This is a genomic window from Haloferax sp. s1, from assembly GCF_058382125.1.
On the sequence record NZ_JBZRPK010000431.1, the window covers coordinates 1 to 4564 of the forward strand.

General features: G+C 63.1%; 6 protein-coding genes and 1 pseudogene. 1 reads left to right on the forward strand and 6 read right to left on the reverse strand.

Annotated features, from left to right (window positions below; translation table 11 throughout):
- The 5 genes and pseudogenes from QT222_RS05955 to QT222_RS05975 form a co-directional block, all read right to left on the reverse strand.
- Positions 1 to 180, reverse strand: a pseudogene (locus tag QT222_RS05955) (YIP1 family protein); the annotation flags it as partial.
- An 8-nt stretch (positions 181 to 188) separates the two neighbouring features.
- Positions 189 to 776 carry a thymidine kinase gene (locus tag QT222_RS05960; protein ID WP_491476623.1) on the reverse strand — a complete coding sequence of 196 codons (588 nt, stop codon included), beginning with the start codon at positions 774 to 776 and terminating at the stop codon, positions 189 to 191.
- 126 nt (positions 777 to 902) lie between these two features.
- Positions 903 to 1481, reverse strand: coding sequence for an NADPH-dependent FMN reductase (locus QT222_RS05965; RefSeq protein ID WP_491476624.1), 579 nt, complete (start codon positions 1479 to 1481; stop codon positions 903 to 905).
- Between the two features lie 75 nt (positions 1482 to 1556).
- Positions 1557 to 2474, reverse strand: coding sequence for an HhH-GPD family protein (locus tag QT222_RS05970; protein ID WP_004060391.1), 918 nt, complete (start codon positions 2472 to 2474; stop codon positions 1557 to 1559).
- A gap of 51 nt (positions 2475 to 2525) precedes the next feature.
- Positions 2526 to 3449 carry a DUF7979 domain-containing protein gene (locus QT222_RS05975; RefSeq protein ID WP_491476625.1) on the reverse strand — a complete coding sequence of 308 codons (924 nt, stop codon included), beginning with the start codon at positions 3447 to 3449 and terminating at the stop codon, positions 2526 to 2528.
- 129 nt (positions 3450 to 3578) lie between these two features.
- Between QT222_RS05975 and QT222_RS05980 the strand changes: the two genes are divergently transcribed.
- Positions 3579 to 3902 carry a ribbon-helix-helix protein gene (locus tag QT222_RS05980; protein WP_491476626.1) on the forward strand — a complete coding sequence of 108 codons (324 nt, stop codon included), beginning with the start codon at positions 3579 to 3581 and terminating at the stop codon, positions 3900 to 3902.
- Between the two features lie 28 nt (positions 3903 to 3930).
- Here QT222_RS05980 and QT222_RS05985 read toward each other — a convergent pair whose 3' ends face one another.
- Entirely contained in the window at positions 3931 to 4407 is a 477-nt protein-coding gene (locus QT222_RS05985; protein ID WP_004060394.1) for a DUF7988 family protein, read from the reverse strand.
- Positions 4408 to 4564 lie beyond the last annotated feature (157 nt).

Genomic DNA, 4564 nt, shown 5'->3' on the forward strand with positions numbered 1-4564 from the left:
GAGACTCTGGTAGACGAGCGCGACGGAGATGGCAAACAAGAGTCCGGGAGCCTGATCGCCGGGAGCGACACCGTCACGGAAGAACCGACGGGGGCTGACGAGCACGGCGACCCACGCGCGAAGGATACCAGTTAACCCACGGTCACGGCCCTCGCGGGGGGTCTCGACCCAAGTAGTCACGCTAGCCTCTAGTCGCGCCGGAGGGTATGACAGTTCCGGCACCGCGCCTCGTAGGACTCCTCCGCCCCGACGAGGATGGTCGGGTCGTCCATGTGCGCCGGTTCGCCGTCGATAAGTCGCTGGTTCCGCGTCGCCGGTTCGCCGCAGATGGTGCAGATTGCCTGCAGTTTATCGACGTACTCGGCGAGCGCCATCAGTTGCGGGACCGGGTCGAACGGTTCGGCGCGGAACGTCTGGTCGGTTCCCGAGACGACGACGCGCTTGCCGTCGGCGGCCAACTGCTCGCACACGCCCACCAACTCGGCCGAGAAGAAGTTCGCCTCGTCGATGGCGACGACATCTTCGCCGTTCAGTTCCTCGACGATTTGCCAGACACCATCGCCTTCCGAGGGGACGACGCTCGCGTCCCACGAGCGCCCGGCGTGCGTGCCGACTGTCGTCTCACCGTATCGGTCGTCGAGTTGGGGTTTGAACACCGAAATCTCCTGTCCCGCAATCTCCGCGCGTCGGAGGCGTCGAAGCAACTCCTCCGTCTTTCCCGAGAACATCGACCCGGAAATGACCTCTACCCATCCACTCTGCGTGATGGCGTGCATACGTCGAGAGGGAGACGAGGAAGGTCAAAACGATTGTTCATCTGCGCCGATGGTCGTCACTCGTTGACAGTCAAGCGCAAAGTAGCAATAGAGGACAGTGCTACTCGGAGTAACGTTCTTTCGGGATTAGTCGTCAGCGCCGACGTTTTCGCTGCTCTCAAGCGTCGGTGGTTCGGCTTCGATGTTCGTGTACACGACGGCGTCGCGGCCGAGTCGCTCCACGCGTTCGCGGAGGTCGTCATCAACGAGCACACCGTCTTCGAACGCCGAAGACACGCTCGGAATCGCGGCTTGATGGGGAAGGACCCACGCATTTAGCGCCCGGCAGACGGAGCGGAGATGTTCGAGCGCGGTGACGGGGAACGACCCACCGGCGACGGCGAGGAGACCGACCGTCTTGTCGCCGAACTCGTCGAACCCGCAGTGGTCGAGTGCGTTCTTGAGGACGCCCGAGTACGACCCGTGGTAGACCGGCGTTCCGAGAATCACGGCGTCCGCTTCGTCGATGATACGGGTGAGTTCGGCGGAGTCACCCTGCTCGTCGTAGTCGGGGTTTAACGTCGGAAGGTCGAGCTCGCGGAGGTCGACGAGTTCGGTCGTCCCACCGGCCTCAGATGCACCGGCGAGGGCGTGTTCCAGTGCCAACCGAGTGTAACTACCATCGCGGAGACTGCCGCAGAGGGCGACAATGTGTGGCTGAGCCATACCGAGTATCATCAGTACGGAGGTAAAAACAGCGTCGACCCGTCAGCGGGAGTGGATATCGTTGGCGGAGCGGCCTCACTTCGCCAGCGAAACACGAATTTCGTCGTCGGATTCGTTGATATCGACCAGTCCGTCCGAAGAAAGGTCGTCAACAAGGTCACGAAGCCACGACTCGCCGGTATCGCCGCCGTAATCGACACGAACCCGTGGACCTAACTCGTCCAATCCGAGTTCGTCGTACTCGCCGAGAATCCGAACGACTCGCCCCCGAAATTGCCGCCTACTTCCCTCGAAACTCGGCTGTGTCGGCACGTCGGGAGCGGTGAAATCGCCGGTCTCGTAGGCGTGACAGAACTGTCGCCACGGACACCCGGATTCGTCGCACGTCGGCGTTTTCTCACAGGCCACGCCACCCAACTCCATGATAGCGTTGTTCCAGACGCGGGACTCGCCGTCGGGCATGAGTTCCGAAGCGGCGGTCTCGAAGGCCGCGTCGTCATCGGGGACGGCGAAGGCGCGGTGGAGAACGCGCTTGACGTTGGTGTCGACCACAGCGTCGCCGTTGTTGAACGCGAACGAGGCCACGGCGTTGGCGGTGTACGGGCCGACGCCCATGAGTTCCGAGAGGCCGTCGGGTGTCCGCGGGAAGTCGCCGTCGTGGTCTTCGACCACCTGTCGGGCCGCCTCGTGGAGGTACTTCGCCCGGTTGTTGTAGCCAAGTCGGTGGCTCGTCCAGAAGCCGACCACGTCGGCTCTGTCGGCCTCTGCGAGGTCTTCCGGAGTGGGCCACTCGTCGAGGAAGGCTTCCCACGCGTCGACTACGCGCCCGAGTTGGGTCTGCTGGCTCATCACTTCGGAGACGAGAATCTCGTAGGGGTCGTCGGTGCGCCGCCACGGGAAATCCCGATGGTCGTCCTCGTACCACTCGATTAGCGCGGTCTGGACTGCCTCGCGGTCGAGTTCGGAGGGGAGTTCGGACGCCGCGTCACTCATCGCCCCGGCTTAGGACGGGCGGCGTTTAGCCGTGGCGATGCCGAGCGGCCATCAGACGACTGCGTGCATGAGTTCCACTTCGTACGTAGTTCCCTCGTACTCCACGAGTTGGTCACCGTAGCTGGCCGCTCTATTCTCAGAGATCTCGTTTAGCCGCTCTTTGAGCGCGGCGAAGTCGTCGGAAAGCGGTTCGCACTCGTCTACCCCCTCGTCGATTGCGCGCTCGAACACCGCACGTTCGGCGTCGGAGAGGTCGTCGAGCGGAACGACGACTTCTTCGTGAACGAACGCGGCGAACGCCGCCCTGTCTTCGCCGACCTGTTCGAGCGTGTATCTGAACGTCTCTTCTTCGACGGTCCGTGTCTCCCCGACGGTGACCTTGAACGGCCGCCCCTCGTACCGTATCCAGACGGGTCCGGCGTCGATGAGTTGAGAGTCAGCACCGGCCGGATAGACGTGTCCGTATCCGCCAATTGAAAACCCTCGTGGGCCGTCGCCGTTCTCGAAATCCTTGCTCGGGTACGCGGCGAGAAACGCCTCGCGGTCGGCTTCTGGGAGTTCATCGAACTTGAAGACCGTCGCCCCGACCTCGGGTGGGGATTCGTTTCGGTCGTACTCGATGCTGACCTCGCGGGCGGTGCGTTCTCGCGTCTCGGTTCGCTCGCGTTCGACCCGATAGTACGCGCCGTCGTGTTCGACGTAGTCGCCCGAATCGAGCGGAATGGAGTGGTACGTACTGTACGTGGCCGCGCCCTCGCTGGCCGCAGTTGCGACGAGGCGCGATACTGTCTCAGCGTGCTCGTGGAAGTCTTCGGTCACGATATCGACCAGTTCGGGGTCGGTGACCGCCGTCGCTTCGAGCGAGTAACTGGACGTACAGCTACTGCCGAGAAAACCGCCCAGACAGCCCGAAAGAAGGGTCGAACCGGCCGCGAGACCGCCGAGGAGGGCGCGTCGGGAGAGTTCCGGAGACATACTGATAAATTGTCGAATTACCAGTAAGTGTCTTCTGTAGGGGACCGGCGACTGAAAGGCGGGCACGCGAATCGAACAAGGAGACGTCGGTCGAAACGTGTATCCCCGTGACGACCCCATCGGCGGGCAATGACACTCGACGACCTCACAGACGACGTGGAATCCGCGTACAGCGACCTCGGTACCGACCTCGACGTGTCGCTCGACCGCGAGACGCGACACGAACTCGCCATGCTCGTCGCGCTGTTCGACCCCGAGGATACGGACGAACTCGTCCGCCGGGCAATCCACGCGCTGTTCCAGTCGGAACTCGACCGCGGCCAACTCGACTTCCACCTCCGACAGGGCTACGACGTGACCTACGACGAATACCTCGCCGGGATGACCTACGAGGAGATGACGGGCCAGACGCAAGCCCCGCCGCGGGACGACGTGCGCCGCTACCAGATGTAACTCGGGACGAGCGCCAGACAAAAGCGACTCAGCGAATCTCGATTTCGAGGGAGAGACCGTCGATTCTGCGATAGCGATTGCTCTCGCTCGTGTTCTCTTCGCTGATTTCGTCGTCACCCTCATCACCATCACCCCCGTCGTCGACTTCGAACGTCCGAAGGAGAATCACCAATCGTTCGTCGCCGACGGTGGCGCGTAAGACGACGCCTTCGCCGGTTACGACGACGTACGGCGGGCCGGCGACTGGCGGCGCGGCCATCGGTCGGCCGGTCGCTGTCACTGCATTGGCGAGGGCGCGTGGGAGTCGGGAGAGCGCGCCGGACCCGTCGAGCGCGCGGCCGAACGGCGGGACAACTCGGTCGCGGTCCGACACCGAATCGCCGTCCCACTTGGCGGCGACCGCATCCGCACACTGCCTGACGACGGTCAGCAGTCGGTCGTGTTCCTCCTGAAGCACACGCTCCGCTTCGTCGATGGCCGCCGCGCGAGATGTCCCGTCTGTCACGAGTCGTGGTGTGTCGTCATCAAATAAAAACCTCCGTCAGTTCGGAGAGAAGAGGAAGGGCGAATCGTTGGGGAATTGGAGGGCCGAATCGCCGGGGAATTAGAGGGCCGAATCGCCGGGGAATTAGAGGGCCGAATCGCCGGGGAATTAGAGGGCC

Bases quoted from the DNA above. Each gene is read 5' to 3' on its own strand.
- QT222_RS05980 (WP_491476626.1), top strand. From the start codon at position 3,579: ATGACACTCGACGACCTCACAGACGACGTGGAATCCGCGTACAGCGAC.
- QT222_RS05975 (WP_491476625.1), bottom strand. From the start codon at position 3,449: ATGTCTCCGGAACTCTCCCGACGCGCCCTCCTCGGCGGTCTCGCGGCC.
- QT222_RS05960 (WP_491476623.1), bottom strand. From the start codon at position 776: ATGCACGCCATCACGCAGAGTGGATGGGTAGAGGTCATTTCCGGGTCG.
- QT222_RS05965 (WP_491476624.1), bottom strand. From the start codon at position 1,481: ATGGCTCAGCCACACATTGTCGCCCTCTGCGGCAGTCTCCGCGATGGT.
- QT222_RS05970 (WP_004060391.1), bottom strand. From the start codon at position 2,474: ATGAGTGACGCGGCGTCCGAACTCCCCTCCGAACTCGACCGCGAGGCA.